Source organism: Neisseria sp. P0013.S005, from assembly GCF_051958425.1.
Lineage (GTDB): Bacteria > Pseudomonadota > Gammaproteobacteria > Burkholderiales > Neisseriaceae > Neisseria > Neisseria subflava.
Window position 1 is genome coordinate 1 of record NZ_JBQCVL010000013.1, and the last position, 14,302, is coordinate 14,302.

At 60.4% G+C, this 14,302-nt stretch carries 10 protein-coding genes and 2 pseudogenes; 4 read left to right on the forward strand and 8 right to left on the reverse strand.

Going from position 1 to position 14,302, the window contains the following annotated elements; all coding sequences use genetic code 11:
- Window positions 1-18 precede the first annotated feature (18 nt).
- The 8 genes and pseudogenes from cysI to ACTHTA_RS10155 all read right to left on the reverse strand — a co-directional run.
- The gene (cysI, locus tag ACTHTA_RS10120; RefSeq protein WP_308187478.1) at window positions 19-1,785 is read right to left on the reverse strand and encodes an assimilatory sulfite reductase (NADPH) hemoprotein subunit; all 1,767 of its coding nucleotides are present in this window, start codon (window positions 1,783-1,785) and stop codon (window positions 19-21) included.
- Between the two features lie 111 nt (window positions 1,786-1,896).
- A complete protein-coding gene (locus ACTHTA_RS10125) occupies window positions 1,897-3,702 on the reverse strand; it encodes an assimilatory sulfite reductase (NADPH) flavoprotein subunit (RefSeq protein ID WP_440376372.1) in 1,806 nt (601 codons plus the stop codon).
- A gap of 20 nt (window positions 3,703-3,722) precedes the next feature.
- The gene (locus ACTHTA_RS10130) at window positions 3,723-3,971 is read right to left on the reverse strand and encodes a hypothetical protein (protein WP_137041443.1); all 249 of its coding nucleotides are present in this window, start codon (window positions 3,969-3,971) and stop codon (window positions 3,723-3,725) included.
- Window positions 3,972-4,015: 44 nt separating this feature from the next.
- Window positions 4,016-5,344 (reverse strand): sulfate adenylyltransferase subunit 1, encoded by a 1,329-nt coding sequence (locus tag ACTHTA_RS10135; protein WP_308888510.1) that lies wholly within the window; start codon window positions 5,342-5,344, stop codon window positions 4,016-4,018.
- Between the two features lie 256 nt (window positions 5,345-5,600).
- On the reverse strand, window positions 5,601-6,566 hold the full coding sequence (gene cysD, locus ACTHTA_RS10140) for a sulfate adenylyltransferase subunit CysD (protein ID WP_308888511.1): 966 nt from the start codon (window positions 6,564-6,566) through the stop codon (window positions 5,601-5,603).
- Between the two features lie 98 nt (window positions 6,567-6,664).
- Window positions 6,665-7,444: a phosphoadenylyl-sulfate reductase gene (locus tag ACTHTA_RS10145; RefSeq protein WP_308888508.1), complete on the reverse strand. Its 780-nt coding sequence runs from the start codon at window positions 7,442-7,444 to the stop codon at window positions 6,665-6,667.
- Window positions 7,445-7,455: 11 nt separating this feature from the next.
- Window positions 7,456-8,901, reverse strand: a complete 1,446-nt coding sequence (cysG, locus tag ACTHTA_RS10150) for a siroheme synthase CysG (RefSeq protein WP_440364347.1) — start codon at window positions 8,899-8,901, stop codon at window positions 7,456-7,458.
- A gap of 583 nt (window positions 8,902-9,484) precedes the next feature.
- Window positions 9,485-9,652, reverse strand: a pseudogene (locus tag ACTHTA_RS10155) (transposase); the annotation flags it as partial.
- An 80-nt stretch (window positions 9,653-9,732) separates the two neighbouring features.
- On the opposite strand from ACTHTA_RS10155, the pseudogene ACTHTA_RS10160 reads away from it, so the two are divergent.
- The 4 genes and pseudogenes from ACTHTA_RS10160 to ACTHTA_RS10175 form a co-directional block, all read left to right on the forward strand.
- A pseudogene (locus tag ACTHTA_RS10160) lies at window positions 9,733-9,957 on the forward strand (capsular polysaccharide export protein, LipB/KpsS family); the annotation flags it as partial.
- A 367-nt stretch (window positions 9,958-10,324) separates the two neighbouring features.
- Window positions 10,325-11,731, forward strand: a complete 1,407-nt coding sequence (locus ACTHTA_RS10165) for an SEL1-like repeat protein (RefSeq protein WP_308888357.1) — start codon at window positions 10,325-10,327, stop codon at window positions 11,729-11,731.
- A 217-nt stretch (window positions 11,732-11,948) separates the two neighbouring features.
- Window positions 11,949-13,163 (forward strand): sodium/glutamate symporter, encoded by a 1,215-nt coding sequence (gene gltS / locus ACTHTA_RS10170; protein WP_308888358.1) that lies wholly within the window; start codon window positions 11,949-11,951, stop codon window positions 13,161-13,163.
- A 105-nt stretch (window positions 13,164-13,268) separates the two neighbouring features.
- A complete protein-coding gene (locus ACTHTA_RS10175) occupies window positions 13,269-14,291 on the forward strand; it encodes a lysozyme inhibitor LprI family protein (protein ID WP_440364346.1) in 1,023 nt (340 codons plus the stop codon).
- Window positions 14,292-14,302: the final 11 nt, after the last annotated feature.

Genomic DNA, 14,302 nt, shown 5'->3' on the forward strand with positions numbered 1-14,302 from the left:
AGCCTTTTTCTTGCCGAATCAGGCGGCAGATGCTTTCCAAAAATCGCGCGGGGGGTCGAGCACGGGTTGGACGATGCCGGTGCGCACGGCGTAGTCGCCGAAGCCTTCGCCCGGTTCGCGGCCTGTTGCCCAGCCGGCGATCCATTCGCGCAGGATGGCGAGGATTTCGGGTTCGGTGATATTTTCTTTGTAGAGGCGGGGGATACGCGTGCCTTGGCGGTTGCCGCCGGCGTAGAGGTTGTAGCGACCCACGGCTTTGCCCACGAGGCCGATTTCGGAGAGCATGGTGCGGCCGCAGCCGTTGGGGCAGCCGTTGGCGCGCAAAACGATGTGCTCTTCGGACAGGCCGTTTTCTGCCATGATTTCGTCCACATGGTCGAGGAATTGGGGCAGGAAGCGTTCGGCTTCGGCCATGGCCAGCGGGCAGGTGGGCAGGGCGACGCAGGCCATGCTGTTTTCGCGCTGTTTGCTCACTTTGTCGTTGATGAGACCGTGTTCGCGGGCGATTTTTTCGATTTTGGCCTTGTCGCGGGCGGCCACGCCGGCCACGATGAGGTTTTGGTTGGCGGTGAGGCGGAAGTCGCCTTTGTGGATTTTGGCGATTTCGCGCAGGCCGGTTTTGAGGGGGCGGCCGGGCGCGTCGGTGATGCGGCCGTTTTCGATGAAGAGGGTGAGGTGCCATTTTTTGTCTTCGCCCTGCACCCAGCCGATGCGGTCGCCGCGCGTGGTAAATTCGTAGGGGCGGATGGGCTGGAATTTCGCGCCCATGCGGTTTTCCACTTCGGCGATGAATACTTCCGTGCCCACGCGCTCGAGGGTGTAGCGGGTTTTGGCGGCTTTGCGGTCGCTCCTGTTGCCCCAGTCGCGCTGCACGGAAACGACGGCGGCGGCGCAGTCGAGCACTTTGTCGAGCCCGATGAAGCCGAATTCGCGGGCGGTGTCGGGGTAGGTTTTGGTGTTGCCGTGCTCCATGGAGAGGCCGCCGCCCACGAGTACGTTGAAGCCGGCGAGTTTGCCGTTTTCTTCAATGGCGACGAAGTTTAAGTCGTTGGCGTGCAGGTCTACGTCGTTGTGCGGGGGGATGACGACGGTGGTTTTGAATTTGCGCGGCAGGTAGCTGGCGCCGAGTACGGGTTCGGTGTCGTCGCCGCTTTTCACGCCTTCGGACAGGGGGGCGGTTTCGGTGGTTTCCACTTTTTCGCCGTCGAGCCAGATTTCGGCGTAGGCGCGGGATTTGGGTAGGAGGTGTTCGCTGATTTTCTTCGCCCATTCCCAGGCTTCGCGGTGCAGGCTGCTTTCCACGGGGTTGCTGGTGCACAGGACGTTGCGGTTCACGTCGCCTGCGGTGGCGATGGAGTCGAGGCCGAGTTTGTGCAGCCATTGGTGCACGGCTTTGATGTCGGGCTTGAGGATACCGTGGTATTGGAAGGTTTGGCGGTTGGTGAGGCGGATGGAGCCGTAGAGGGTGTGGCTGCCGGCGAATTGGTCGATGCCCAGCCACTGCTGCGGGGTGATCACGCCGCCGGGCAGGCGGCAGCGCAGCATGACGTTTTTGAGATTGTCGAGCTTTTGGTCGTTCCGCTCGGCGCGGATGTCGCGGTTGTCCTGCTCGTACATGCCGTGGAAGCGGATGAGCTGGAAGTTGTCGCCGTTGAAGCCGCCGGTGAGGCCGTCGCCGAGGTCTTGGGCGATGGTGCCGCGCAGGTGGCGGCTCTGGCCTTTGAGGCGTTCGTTGTCGGCCAGGGGGGTGGCGGGGAGTTTGGCGCGGGGGTCGGGGGTGGTCATGGTTGGGTTCCTTTGGGTTTGGGTTGTTTTGGGGCTGTCTGAAAGGCGGTTTTCCATTTTCAGGTAGCCTTTTTTTGCCTGGCGGGGCTACCTGAAAAACAGCCGCTGTTTTCAATATACGTCGCGCTGGTAGCGGCCTTCCTGGCGCAGGTTGTCGAGGTATTCGTCTGCGTCGTCGGCGCTCAGGCCGCCTTGTTCGGCGATGGTGTCGAGCAGGGCCTGCTCTACGTCTTTGGCCATGCGCGAGGCGTCGCCGCACACGTAGATGTGCGCGCCCTGCTGCAGCCATTGCCACAGTTCGGCGGCTTCTTCGCGGATTTTGTGCTGCACGTAGATTTTCTCTTCCTGATCGCGCGACCAGGCGAAGTCGTATTTGTTGAGCAGGCCGTCTTTCGCCCAGCCCTGCCATTCGGTTTGATAGAGGAAGTCTTGGGTGAAGTGCTGGTTGCCGAAAATCAGCCAGTTTTTGCCACTGTCGCCGTTGGCGGCGCGCTGCTGCATGAAGGCGCGGAAGGGGGCGACGCCGGTGCCCGCGCCGATCATGATCACGGGCGTGTCGGGGTTTTCAGGTAGCCTGAAGCGGGGGTTTTCTTCCACGAACACGCGCACGCTGCCTTCTTCTTCCAGCCGCCCGCCCAGAAAGCCGGAGGCGGCGCCGGTGCGTGGGATGCCGTTGTGTTCGTAGCGCAGCACGCCCACGGTGAGGTGCACTTCCTCGCCCACTTCTTCGGGCGCGGAGGAGATGGAGTAGAGGCGCGGGGCGAGCGGGCGCAGCAGGCCGGCGAGCTGTTCGGCGGTGAGCGCGGCGGGGTATTGCGACACGATGCCGGCAATCGGGTTGGCGGCGGCGTAGGCGGACGCGTCGGCGGCGGCTTCCTTCAACTCGGGATTGCCGGAGATTTCGGCGTAGCCCTGCACGAACTGCGGGGTGTTCAGGCCGATTTCCCAGTCGTGCAGTAGGGCTTCGCGCACGGTTTTACCCTGCCCGCCCGCGTTCACCGGCTCGTCGCCCTTGAGCGAGACGGCGGCGAGGATTTCGTCCACGACGGCGGGGTCGTTTTCAAACCATACGCCCAGCGCATCGCCCGCGCGGTATTGCAGGCCGGAGCCGGAGAGGTCGATTTCGATGTGGCGCACGTCTTTTTCCGAATCGCGGCCGGTGATTTTCTGGCGGGCGAGCAGGGTGGCGGGGAAGGGGTTGGCTTTGTTGTAGGCGGATGCGGGCGCGGCGGGGGCGGGGCTGCCGGAAGCGTTGCCCGTACCAGTTGCGGCGGCGGGCGCGGCGGCCAGGCTGCCCACCAGCGGCACGATTTTTTCCAGCCAGGCGGCGGCTTCGGCCTGGTATTCCAAGTCGCAATCCTGCCGCTCCAGCAGGCGTTCGCCGCCGAGTTTGGCTAACAGTTCGTCGAAACTTTTGCCCGCGCCGCAGAACATGGGGTAGCTGGAGTCGCCCAGCCCGAGCACGGCAAATTTGAGGTCGGAAAGTTTGGGGGCTTTTTTGCTGCTGAGCAGTTTGTAGAGGCTGAGTGCTTCTTCGGGCGGTTCGCCTTCGCCCTGGGTGGAGGTAACGAGCAGCACGAGTTGTTCGCCGGCGATGTTTTTGGGCTTGTAGTCGGCGGCGGCGGCATGGACGGCGTTCACGCCGGCGGCGGCGAGCCTTTGCTGCAGCTCTGCGGCCACTTTGCGGGCGTTGCCGGTTTGCGAGGCGGAAATCACGGCCACGCGCAGGGGTTCGGCGGCGGGCGCGGGGGCTGCGGCGGCAGGCGCACCGATGCCGGGCTGCACGGCCTGCCCGCCGGCCTGCGACCAGCAGTAGCCGGAGAGCCAGGCCAGCTGCAGGGGGTTGAGCGCGGCGATTTGGGCGGCGAGTTCGGGGGGAAGCGGGTTCATGGCGGGTTCCTTGGGATGGTTTGTTATGGGCTGGGGCTACCTGAAAATTAAGGGGCGGATTGTTGGGTTACGGCTTGCAGCCTAACCCGACCTACTCTTGCTCTTGCTACTCTTGCTGGGGCTACCTGAAATTTAGCCGTCGGGTTTTCAGGTAGCCCGTCTTGCGTACGGCGAACGGGGGTGTCCGCGCTCCGGTTGTACGGCGGGTGGTAGGCTGCCGGATTGTGTTTCAGGTAGCCTTCTCTCACGGGAAAAGGCGGCGGTTTCAGACGGCCTTTGTTTGTTCTGTTCGGCATTTATGCCCGATCTGCGGGTTACCTGAAAGTTGGCCGTCGGGTTTTCAGGTAGCCTGTTCTGCCTGCTGCGTTTCGCCTACCGCTTCTGCGTCGGCCAGTATCATGCCGGCGGCGGCGGTGTGGTTGGTGGCTTCGTCTATCAGGATGAAGGCACCGGTGGCGGGGTTGGCGGCGTAGAGGGTGCAGACGACGGGTTGCGCCAGCGTAAGCTCGACTTCGCCCAGGTCGTTCATTTCCAGCGTGTTGCGCCCGGCGGAGTGGCTGAGGGTGTGCACGTCCCACACGCGGCGTACGGCGGCGATTTTGGCGGGCACGGTGCGGGTGGTGTGTTTGAGCAGGTATTTGCGGGCGGGGTTGAGCGGGCGGCTGTCGAACCAGCACAGGGTGGCGGCAAGGCGGCGCTGCGGCGCAAGCTGGCTGGCGGCGGAAAGGATGGTGTCGCCGCGCGAGATGTCGATGTCGTCGGCGAGGAGGAGGGTGGCGGGTTCGCCTGCGGTTGCCTGCTCCACGCTGCCTTTGAGGCCGATGATGCCGCGCACGCTGCTTTCGAGCCCGGCAGGTTCGACGCGGACTTTGTCGCCCACGCGCACGCTGCCGGCTTCGAGGCGGCCTTGGTAGCCGCGGAAGTCGTCCTGTTTGCTGCCGTCGGCGCGCTGTACGAGCTGTACGGGGAAATGGAAGTCTTGCGGCGCTTCGGGCACACCTTCGCCTGCGGGCAGGCTCTCCAGCACTTGCAGCAGCGAGCCGCCTTGGTACCACGGGGTGTGGGCGCTTTCGTGCACGATGTTGTCGCCATTGAGGGCGGAGATGGGGATGAAGCGGGTTTCAGGCAGGCCGAGGGTGTCGGCCAGTTCGCGGTAGGCGGCGGCGACGGCGTTGAATTTTTCTTGGCTGAAGCCGAGCAAGTCCATTTTGTTGACGGCCACGATGATGTGCGGGCAGCGCAGGTGGCGCAGGATGGCGGAGTGGCGTTTGGTTTGCGGCAGCAGTTGCAGCGGCTGTTGGGAAAAATCGAGCTGGGCGGCGTCTATGAGCAATACGGCGGCGTGGGCGGTGGAGGCGCCGGTTACCATGTTGCGGGTGTATTGTTCGTGGCCGGGGGTGTCGGCGATGATAAATTTGCGGCGGGCGGTGGCGAAGTAACGGTAGGCCACGTCGATGGTGATGCCTTGTTCGCGTTCGGCTTCGAGGCCGTCGGTGAGGGCGGAGAAATCGATCGCGCCTTGGCTGCGGCTGCTTTCGAGGCGGCGTACCTGGTCGCCGAGCAGGGCTTTGCTGTCGTAGAGCAGGCGGCCGATGAGGGTGGATTTGCCATCGTCCACGCTGCCGGCGGTGATGAAGCGCAGGGGGGCTTGGCGGTGGGGGCTGGTCATGATGTCGGGCTTTCTTTGGGTGGGTTGTTGGGGTTTCAGACGGCCTGGGCGGCGGGTCTGCGCTGTTTCGGGTGCGGCTGCCTCCGTCTGCATGAGGCGGGCAAAGTGCTTTCAGGCCGCCGCTGCCGTTTTGCGGGTGCGGGCGTTCGCGTTCCAAATCCGCTTTGGCGTTGTGTCTGCTTGCGCCTGTAGCCTGCCTTGCGGCTTTTTAGGCTACCTGAAAAACGGTGCGGGGCTTTTTCAGGTAGCCTTCGGGCTAGAAATAGCCTTGTTTCTTGCGCTGCTCCATGGCAGCTTCGCTCACTTGGTCGTCCATGCGGGTGGCGCTGCGTTCGGAGATGTCGGCCAGGGCGGTTTCGGCGATGATTTCGGCGGGGGTGGCGGCGCTGCTGGCCACGGGGCAGGTGCAGGAGATGTCGCCCACGGTGCGGAAGCGCACGGACAGCTCTTCTGTCTGTTCGCCTTCGCGCGGCGGGGTGAGTTCGGTTACGGGCACTAAGAGGCCGTTGCGGCGCACCACTTGGCGGCAGTGGGCGTAGTAGATCGGCGGCAGGGCGAGCTTTTCGCGTTCGATGTATTGCCAGATGTCAAGTTCGGTCCAGTTGGATATGGGGAACACGCGCAGATTTTCGCCGGGGTGCAGGCGGGTGTTGTAGAGTGACCAGAGTTCGGGGCGCTGGTCTTTGGGGTTCCATTGGCCGAATTCGTCGCGGAAGGAGAAGATGCGCTCTTTGGCGCGGGCTTTTTCTTCGTCGCGCCGCGCGCCGCCCATCAGTGCGCCGAAGCCGTGCTCTTCGATGGTTTCGAGCAGGGTGACGGCCTGGGCGGCGTTGCGGGAGTCGGTTTCGCGCCGCAGCACCACCGTGCCTTTGGCGATGGAGTCTTCCACGCTGCCGACGATGAGCCGCGCGCCGGATTCCCGGGCGGTTTGGTCGCGGAAGGCGATGACTTCGGGGTAGTTGTGGCCGGTGTCGATGTGCACCAGCGGGAAGGGCAGCGGGATGCTCCGCCCGGGCACGGCGAAGGCTTTGCGGGCGAGGGCAAGCAGGACGACGGAGTCTTTGCCGCCGGAAAACAGGATGGCGGGGTTGCGGCATTCGGCCAGCACTTCGCGGATGATGTGGACGGATTCGGCTTCGAGCCAGTCGAGGTGGTCGTTTTGCAGGGTGGCGCTCATGGCGGGCTTTCTGTGTCGGGTTGGTTGTTCGGGTTGCGGTTTCAGGTAGCCCGTGGCGGGCTGGGGCTACCTGAAAATATCGGGCTTGCGGCGGGCTGAAGAGTCCCTTACGTTTTTTCAGGTAGCCTTTTGGGTTGCGGCGGCTATTTGTGCAGGCCGCATTCTTTGCTGTCGCGGCTTTCCCACCACCAGCGGCCGGAGCGGATGTCTTCGCCTTCCTTCACGGGCATGGTGCAGGGTTCGCAGCCGATGCTGGGGTAGCCTTGGCGGTAGAGTTCGTTGAAGGGCAGGCGCTGCTGCAGGGTGTAGGCCCACACTTCCTGTTCGCTCCAGTCGAAAATCGGGTTGTATTTGGCGATGCCGCGCGCGTTGTCGTATTCGGCCAGGGCGAGTTCGCTGCGGGTGACCGACTGCCCGCGGCGCTGGCCGGTGAGCCAGGCGTCGGCATCGGCCAGGGCGCGGTTGAGCGGCTCGACTTTGCGGATGTGGCAGCAGCGCTTGCGCAACTCCACGCTGTCGTAGAAGGCGTTCAGGCCGTGGGTTTGCACGTATTCTTCCACCGCTTTTTCTTCGGGGTAGTAGAGGCAGAAGTCGAGTGCGGGGTAGCGGCGGCGCACTTCGTCGGCCAAATCAAGGGTTTCGGCGTTGAGGCGGCCGGTTTGCAGCATGAACACTTCCACGCGCAGGCCTTGCTGCGCCAGCAGGTCGGTAATCAGCATGTCTTCCACCGCCAAACTGCTGGCCAGCTTCACGCGGCTGTGGCGGCGGTAGATTTCCAATAGGCGGCGGCGCAGCGCGGCGGTTTTTTCAGGTAGCCTTTGGTACACGGCGGAAATGGGGCGGGGAATCTGCCACAGCTTGGGGCGGAAGGATACGGCGGAAGCGGTTTCTTCGCGGACAACCGGGATTTCTTGAATATTCACGGTACTCCCCCTCACGCCGCCTGTCCGGCCGCTGCGGCGGGCTGCTGCACATACCGGCCGCCCTGTTCGTCCTGCCGGCCGGGCTGGGCGCCGAACCAGGCCAAATCCTGCCGCAGCGCCACGGTTTCGCCGATCACCAGCAGGGCGGGCTGGGCGGCTTGCGCGGCCAATTCGGGCAGTTCGGCCAGGCTGCCGGAAAACACCTGCTGATGCGGCAGCGTGCCGCAGCTGATGACGGCGGCGGGCGTGGAGGCGGCGCGGCCGTGCGCAATCAGCTCGCGCGACAGTTCGGCGGCCTTAATCGTGCCCATATACACCACCAGCGTCTGCCGGTTCTGTGCCAGAGCAGGCCAGTCGGGCGCTTCGGCGTCGATTTTGCGGTGGCCGGTGATGAACATCGCGCCGTGCGCGTGGTCGCGGTGGGTGAGCGGGATGCCGGCGTAGGCGGCGGCGCCCAGTGCGGCGGTGATGCCGGGCACCACTTCAAACGGAATGCCCGCTTCGCGCAAGGCTTCCAATTCCTCGCCGCCGCGCCCGAACACGAACGGGTCGCCGCCTTTGAGCCGCACCACGCGTTTGCCCGCGCGGGCATGGCGCACCAGCAGGCGGTTGGTTTCCTCCTGCGGCACGCTGCCGCCGCCGGCGCGCTTGCCCACGCAGATTTTGTCGGCATCGCGCCGCACCAAATCCAATACCGCATCCGACACCAGCGCGTCGTACAGCACCACGTCGGCTTCCTGAATGCGCTGCAGGCCTTTGAGCGTGATCAGCCCGGCATCGCCCGGCCCCGCACCCACCAGCGCCACTTCGCCGCTTTGCGGCTGCTCCCCGGCCAAATGCCGCCACACCAGCTGCCCGGCCTCGCGGCTGCGGCGGCTTTCCGCCAAACGCCGGAAGGCGGCGGAAGCAAACAGCCTTTCCCAGAAGCGGCGGCGCTGCGTCGTACTACCGAGCCGCGCCTTCACGCGGCCGCGCCATTGTCCGGCAATCTGCGCCATCACGCCTAAACCCTGCGGCAGCAGGGCTTCCAGCCTCTCGCGCAGCAGCCGCGCCAGCACCGGTGCCTTGCCGCCGCTGGAAATGGCGATTTGGATGGGGTTGCGGTCGATAATCGAGGGGAAGATGAAGTTGCAGCGGGCGGGGTCGTCCACCGTGTTCACCAGCAGGCGGCGGCTCTGCGCGGCTTGGAACACCCGCTCGTTCAAATCGGAATCGTCGGTGGCGGCCACGGCGAGGAAGGCCGTGTCGAGCAGTTCGGGCGAGAACGCGCGTGCCGCCCACTCCACCCTGCCCGCGCCGTGCAGCGCGGCCACTTTCGGATGCAGCCTGCCCGCCGCAATGCGGACAAGCGCGCCGCAGCGCAGCAGCAGGCGGATTTTGCGCAAAGCCACATGACCCGCGCCCACCACCAGCACGGGGCGGCCTTTCAAATCGGCAAACAGGGGGAAGTAGTCCATTTCCGTTCTCACTCTAAAACCGTGCGCCTATCATAGGCGAAGCGGCGGGGGGAACGGAAAGACTGATTTCGCCATTAGATAGAAGGAAAAATTATATGCGCGGCAACTTATTGTTGCTAAACATTTATTCTAAGCGCGTATCTTGAACGCCGGCCGAGGCCGCCCGCCCGGTTTCGGGTTTGCGCCCGCAAAACAGGCGGGGGCAGCCGTGCGGGCAACAGACTTCCTGCAAAACGGGAAATGCCGGAAGGGCAGGCCGCGGTTTGCCGCCGCGCAGGCAGGGTAAGGATGCCCGGGTTGCCGGAATCCAAATGTTTCAGCCGACCCGCCCGCCTCTTGCGGCCGGTTTGGGTTTCCGCCGGGCTTTTTGCTTTCAACCCCAGTTTGGATTTTCGCAAGAAGCCCGATATACGGAACCGTTTCAAACGCCGGGCGCGGGACGGGAAATTGCGCCAAGAGACCTTTGCAAAAATCCCCCTCCACCCAACAGCCGAAGCCCAAACCCAAGCTTCCGGCTGTTTTTTGTTCCCAATTTCCCTTTTTTCTCCCCGGATACCTGATAATCAGGCATCCGAGCCGCCTTTTAGGCAGCAACAGGCACACTTAGCCTGTTAGCCGCTTTCAACAGGTTCAAACACATCGCCTTCAGATGGCTTTGCGCACTCACTTTGAGCAGACCAAAATAGGCTGCCCGGGCATAGCGGAATTTACGGTGCAGCGTACCGAAGCTTTGTTCGACCACATAACGGGAGACCTTTGCAAAATTCCCCAAAATCCCCTAAATTCCCACCAAGACATTTAGGGGATTTTGGGGAATTTTGCAAAGGTCTCAATATGCCAGTTAAGGTTCTTGGTCGTGCCTATTATGATATTCCCGGCATTACTGACCAAAATACCTTGGCAGAATTTTGAAATAATCCGACACCGCCTGACAAAGAGCTGTTTCATGCCTACCGTATGTACCACCTCAACGTAACCCAAATTAATGGCAACTTCTACAGTCAGGTCTTTTTCCTCAACAAAAACTCTTCCGACTCTTCCACACCAGCAATCTGACTTAGCGAAGGAAAGTTCAGGCCGTCTGAAAACATTTCAGACGGCCTGAAGCAGTCAATATCTTAGCTACTGCCATGTAAATAAAACACAAAACCCTGCATTTATCATTAACAATAAATTACAAAAACAGTATAATGACCGAGCTGTCATGAGCGCATACCGACTCAACCTGAGCCCTTTGTAACGCACAAAATATGGATGTACCCCCAGGCAAAACAATATAACAAGCCAAGCATCCTAAAGATAAGCCAGCAAGGCAATACACTCTACAAAACTATGCCGAGCAATATTTTTACAAAGCCCTCAACCGGTATCGCCGCCCATATGCCGCAGCATCCGTCTTCCACTTTATATCCGCCCGCAAACCATGACCGCCGCTCCCGATATCCTCTACCGGCAAGCCGCCGCCCTTTTGGAACAATCCAATACCGCCCAAGCCCTGCCCCTGCTGCAACAGGCCGCAGAGCAGGGATATACGGAAGCTGCTTTTGTATTGGGCGACCATCTGCTGCAAAACGGTCATCCGGAGCAGGCACTTCCATGGTTGGAAGCCGCCGCGGCCCAACGCCATCCCAAGGCACTCTTTATCCTACTGCAACAACGCGAACACAACGGTACCCCGACCGGACAGCTTCTTAACGAATACGCCTGGCTGGGTGAGCAAGGTCACCCCGAAGCCCAATTAATCCTCATGCGTTACCACGCGCAGCGCAACGATCCACAATCGCTCTACTGGGCAGAGCTTGCCGCTGCCCGATATGCCGCGCCTGCATATTACCATCTGGCACGCCATCATCAACGACAAGGCGACATTGAAACAGCCATTGAACAATACGAAAAAGCGGCCGCGCTCGGCGTAACTGCTGCCTGCTGGCAACTCGGTCAAATCTACTTCTACGGTACAGGTGTCAGCCCCAACCACGGACAAGCCGAACATTATCTCGAACAAGCCGCGCAAGCCGGCCACATCGCCGCACAAACCCTACTGGCCGACCTTCTTGCCGCCCAACGCAAACCCGAAGCCTTAAAATGGTATCGTCGTGCCGCCGATAAGGAGCAAGCGGAAGCACAGGCCAAGCTGGCCCAATACGCCCTGACCGGCGAACTCTCCGAACGCGATCCGTTCCAAGCGGCACGATATGCCAAAGCCGCTGCCGAGAAAAACCATCCCGAAGCGCTGAAAATCATGGGCGACCTCTACCGCTACGGCCTCGGTATCAAAGCCGACAACCATATCGCGCATGATTACTACCACTGTGCAGCCGCACTGGGTTCTGCCGCCGCAGCACAAAAACTCATCAGCGACGCCGCGCTGTACCATCCGCAACAATACGAACAAATCAAAACTACCGCCCTGCAACAACAACAAACCGAAACCACATACCGTTTGGCGGAAGCACAAGCCAATGCCATCGGCCGTCCCGCCGACTATAATGCCGCGCGCAAAAATTACATGGAAGCTGCCGAGTTCCACCATAAAAACGCGGCGGCAGCCTTAGGCCGCATCTACCATTACGGCCTCGGTACGGCGCCAGACCCTTGGGCGGCTGCACACTGGTACGCCATCGCTGCCGAACAAAACCACCCTTCCGCCCAATACCACCTCGCCTGTTTTTACTATCACGGGCAAGGTATCGGCTGTCATGTTCCAACCGCCTGCTACTGGCTGCAAGCCGCCATCAGCAACGGCCACACTTCGGCCGAATCATTAACATCTCTATTAGAACAATGGCGCCGCGAAGCGCACCATGCCATCGGGCAAAAGGCCGTCTGAAAATATTTACACTCGCATTTTTTGACAATCTTTAACTATTCCCCTAATATTTGCCAGTTATTTTTCACGGACACGTCATTGTTTTCATTTCTTTCTGAAAACACCTTGCCCGCGCATCAATACCATGGCGCCCGGCGGATAACGCCAAGCGTTGAAACACACTACATCCGGAATAAAAACGGATGTTCGGAAAAACATTTCTAGGAGGTGAAACAACATGGAATGGGAATTCAACAGTTATTACACACTGATTGCCGCCACACTCGTGTTGCTGGTTGGTAAATTTCTGGTTCAAAAAATCAAATTCTTACGAGACTTCAATATTCCCGAGCCGGTCGCCGGCGGTTTGGTTGCCGCTATCGTCCTGTTCGCCCTGCACGAAGCCTACGGCGTCAGCTTCAAATTTGAGAAACCGCTGCAAGATGCGTTCATGCTCATCTTCTTTACATCCATCGGTTTGAGCGCGGACTTCTCCCGTTTGAAAGCGGGCGGCCTGCCTTTGGTTATCTTTACCGCCGTGGTGGGTGCATTCATCATCATCCAAAACTTCGTCGGTGTCGGCTTGGCAAGCGCATTGGGTCTGGATCCGCTGATCGGCCTGATTACCGGTTCGATTACCCTGACCGGTGGTCACGGTACAGCCGGCGCATGGGGTCCTGACTTTGAAAGCAAATTCGGCCTGACCGGCGCAACCGGCTTGGGTATGGCTTCTGCAACATTCGGCCTGGTATTCGGCGGTTTGATCGGCGGTCCTGTTGCACGCCGTCTGATCAACAAAATGGGTCGTAAACCTGTCGTCAAAACTGCCAAATCCGACGACAACGATGTTGCCGACGACATCTTCGAAAAAGCACAACGTACACGCCTGATTACGGCTGACTCCGCTGTCGAAACCCTGGCTATGTTTGCCGCATGTTTGGCTTTTGCCGAAATCGTCGACGGCTACGACAAAGCCTTCTTCGACCTGCCTAAATTCGTATGGTGTCTGTTTGCAGGTGTGGTCATCCGCAACGTCCTGACTGCAACCTTCAAAGTCAATATGTTCGACCGCGCCATCGACGTATTCGGTAACGCCTCCCTGTCGCTCTTCCTTGCCATGGCTCTTCTGAACCTGAAACTGTGGGAATTGACCGGTCTGGCAGGCCCTGTGACCATCATCTTGGCCGTACAAACCGTCGTGATGATTCTGTACGCTACGTTCGTTACCTACGTCTTCATGGGTCGCGACTACGACGCTGCCGTATTGGCGGCAGGCCACTGCGGCTTCGGTTTGGGTGCCACCCCGACCGCCGTTGCCAACATGCAGTCCATTACCCAAACTTTCGGCCCGTCGCACAAAGCCTTCCTGATTGTACCTATGGTCGGCGCCTTCTTCGTTGACTTGCTCAACGCCGCCATCCTCTCCGGCTTCATCAGCGTCATCAAAGGCTGATACGTCTGACATAGAAAAGCACTTGCCGCATTTACTTGCTGCAAGTGCTTTTGTTATGATAAGCACGTCAGGCCGTCTGAAAGGCCGTCATCTTCAGGAGTACCCATGTACAAAAAAACCGCTTCCGTATTGATTTTAAGCACGATTCTTCTTGCCGCATGCAGCAAAGAAGAGCCGAAAGCCGCGCTTGATTGCGCCCAACCGGCCACACTGCAAAACATCCGTACCACCATCGAAGACACCCTCAAACAACAAGCGCGCTCCTTTGCTCGCAATGATAACCGCCAATTCGTCGATGCTGACAAAATCATCGCCGCCGGCCTCGAATTAGAAACCCTGCTTGAAGACCCCAAAGAAACCGAAGACAACGGCAAAGCCATCTGCCGCGCCAACCTCAAAATCCGCATTCCCGATACCATCCTCAAAACGGCCATAGACAACAGCCCGCTGATTTATGGCAACACCCCGTTGTCCGACATGCTCGAACAAAAACTGATGGGCAGCAACCTGACTTTTGAAAACAACACGTTCAGCACCACCCTGCTCTATACCCCCGACAAAGACGGCAAACTGATTCTCGAAGACAACACCCTGAGCACCACAGCCCAAACCCTTTCCGCCACCCTGCTGCCCTACGGCGTGAAAAGCATCGTCATGATAGACGGTAAACCAGTATCCAAAGAGCAGGCCATCAAGCTGCTGCAAAACCAAAACACAGAAGAGCCGCCGACTGTCAATCCGCAAGACATCCTCGAAAACAACGCCGCCAGCCAAGCCGTCGGCTTGACCGATGATGACGACAATTCAGACTACGAAGTCCTGCGCCCTGACCGTGAAACTCCGCGCAACGAACCGCCCGGCCTCAGCCAAAGCGAACTTGACAACGCGCGCGCGCAAAACCGTCAGGCAGACGGCGAGATCAACGACCTTTGGGGCGGAATGGACAGCGATGTCAAACAACAAATCCTCGGCGAACAACGCGCCTGGATTCAAAGCAAAAAACTCAACTGCCAACAAGCCGCCGCGTCCGCAGACAACGCTGCGCAAGCAGAATACCTGCGCCTGCAGTGTGAAACCCGCATGACCCGCGAACGTACGCAATACCTGCGCGGCTATTCCATCAACTAAAACCGATAAGG